The organism is Lentzea sp. NPDC006480, assembly GCF_040611995.1.
Classification (GTDB): domain Bacteria; phylum Actinomycetota; class Actinomycetes; order Mycobacteriales; family Pseudonocardiaceae; genus Lentzea.
Window position 1 is genome coordinate 2,501 of record NZ_JBEXPJ010000293.1, and the last position, 2,786, is coordinate 5,286.

A 2,786-nucleotide genomic window follows, 5' to 3' on the forward strand; every position below is an offset into this window, starting at 1 on the left:
CTAAGCCTAAATACTCCCTGGTGACCGATAGCGGACTAGTACCGTGAGGGAAAGATGAAAAGTACCCCGGGAGGGGAGTGAAATAGTACCTGAAACCGTGTGCCTACAATCCGTCGGAGCCTTTAGGGGTGACGGCGTGCCTTTTGAAGAATGAGCCTGCGAGTTAGTGCTACGTGGCGAGGTTAACCCGTGTGGGGTAGCCGTAGCGAAAGCGAGTCTGAATAGGGCGCTTGAGTCGCGTGGTCTAGACCCGAAGCGGTGTGATCTAGCCATGGCCAGGGTGAAGCGCGGGTAAGACCGCGTGGAGGCCCGAACCCACCAGGGTTGAAAACCTGGGGGATGAGCTGTGGTTAGGGGTGAAAGGCCAATCAAACACCGTGATAGCTGGTTCTCCCCGAAATGCATTTAGGTGCAGCGTCGTATGTTTCACCGCGGGGGTAGAGCACTGGATGGTCTAGGGGGCCTACAAGCTTACCGAAATCAACCAAACTCCGAATACCGTGGTGTGAGAGTGCGGCAGTGAGACTGCGGGGGATAAGCTTCGTAGTCGAGAGGGAAACAGCCCAGAACGCCAGCTAAGGTCCCTAAGTGTGTGCTAAGTGGGAAAGGATGTGGGGTCGCACAGACAGCCAGGAGGTTGGCTTAGAAGCAGCCACCCTTTAAAGAGTGCGTAATAGCTCACTGGTCAAGTGGTCCTGCGCCGACAATGTAGCGGGGCTTAAGCACACCACCGAAGCTGTGTCATTTCGAGTTAATCTCGGGATGGGTAGGGGAGCGTCGTGTAGCGGTTGAAGCGGCGGAGGAATCCAGCCGTGGACGCTATGCGAGTGAGAATGCAGGCATGAGTAGCGAAAGACGAGTGAGAAACTCGTCCGCCGGATGACCAAGGGTTCCTGGGCCAGGCTAATCCGCCCAGGGTAAGTCGGGACCTAAGGCGAGGCCGACAGGCGTAGTCGATGGACAACGGGTTGATATTCCCGTACCCGTGTGAACGCGCCCATGATGAACCTTGTGATACTAACCGCCCGAAGCCCTCCGAAAATCCTTCGGGATCTAGGAGCAAGTGGAGCGCGGGACCTGAACTTGTAGTAGTCAAGCGATGGGGTGACGCAGGAGGGTAGCTCCGCCAGTGAGTGGTAGTACTGGTGCAAGCGTGTAGGGAGTCTGGTAGGCAAATCCGCCAGGCACATATCCTGAGACGTGATGCGTAGCCGATTGAGGCGAAGTAGAGTGATCCCATGCTGCCGAGAAAAGCCTCTAGCGAGCTTTCACGCGGCCCGTACCCCAAACCGACACAGGTGGTCAGGTAGAGAATACCGAGGCGATCGGGCGAACTGTGGTTAAGGAACTCGGCAAAATGCCCCCGTAACTTCGGGAGAAGGGGGGCCGTAGCGCTTGAAGCTCTTTACGGGCTAGGGCGAGACGGCCGCAGAGACCAGCGAGAAGCGACTGTTTACTAAAAACACAGGTCCATGCGAAGTCGCAAGACGATGTATATGGACTGACGCCTGCCCGGTGCTGGAACGTTAAGGGGACCGGTTAGTCCTTCGGGGCGAAGCTGAGAACTTAAGCGCCAGTAAACGGCGGTGGTAACTATAACCATCCTAAGGTAGCGAAATTCCTTGTCGGGTAAGTTCCGACCTGCACGAATGGCGTAACGACTTCTCGACTGTCTCAACCGCAGGCCCGGCGAAATTGCATTACGAGTAAAGATGCTCGTTACGCGCGGCAGGACGGAAAGACCCCGGGACCTTTACTATAGCTTGGTATTGGTGTTCGATTCGGCTTGTGTAGGATAGGTGGGAGACTGTGAAGCGCTGACGCCAGTCAGTGTGGAGTCGTCGTTGAAATACCACTCTGGTCGTATTGGATGTCTAACCTCGGTCCGTGATCCGGATCAGGGACAGTGCCTGGTGGGTAGTTTAACTGGGGCGGTTGCCTCCCAAAGAGTAACGGAGGCGCTCAAAGGTTCCCTCAGCCTGGTTGGCAATCAGGTGTTGAGTGCAAGTGCACAAGGGAGCTTGACTGTGAGACTGACGGGTCGAGCAGGGACGAAAGTCGGAACTAGTGATCCGGCCATGGCTTGTGGAAGCGTGGTCGCTCAACGGATAAAAGGTACCCCGGGGATAACAGGCTGATCTTGCCCAAGAGTCCATATCGACGGCATGGTTTGGCACCTCGATGTCGGCTCGTCGCATCCTGGGGCTGGAGTAGGTCCCAAGGGTTGGGCTGTTCGCCCATTAAAGCGGTACGCGAGCTGGGTTTAGAACGTCGTGAGACAGTTCGGTCCCTATCCGCCGCGCGCGTAGGATACTTGAGGAAGGCTGTCCCTAGTACGAGAGGACCGGGACGGACGGACCGCTGGTGTGCCAGTTGTTCTGCCAAGAGCATTGCTGGTTGGCTACGTTCGGAAGGGATAACCGCTGAAGGCATCTAAGCGGGAAGCTCGTTCCAAGATGAGGTATCCCACTCTTCGTGAGTTAAGGCCCCCAGCTAGACCACTGGGTTGATAGGCCAGAGGTGGAAGACCGGTAACGGTTGGAGCTGACTGGTACTAATAGGCCGAGGACTTGTTACAAAAATGCTACGCATCCACTGTGCGGTTCTGGAAGAACAACCAGGACCGATCGCGACCCCGCGGGGTTGCTGGTTGTAATTTCATAGTGTTTCGGTGGTTATAGCGTTGGGGAAACACCCGGTCCCATTCCGAACCCGGTAGTTAAGCCCTTCTGCGCCGATGGTACTGCACTGGTTACGGTGTGGGAGAGTAGGTCGCCGCCGAACTT

Annotated in this window: 2 rRNA genes (1 of these 2 cut by a window edge); both read left to right on the plus strand. The window is 56.4% G+C overall.

The window, feature by feature from the left end:
• A 23S ribosomal RNA gene (locus ABZX92_RS44950) occupies window positions 1–2,578 on the plus strand (it extends 506 nt beyond the left edge of the window).
• 89 nt (window positions 2,579–2,667) lie between these two features.
• Window positions 2,668–2,784: ribosomal RNA gene (rrf, locus tag ABZX92_RS44955) — 5S ribosomal RNA — on the plus strand.
• Window positions 2,785–2,786: the final 2 nt, after the last annotated feature.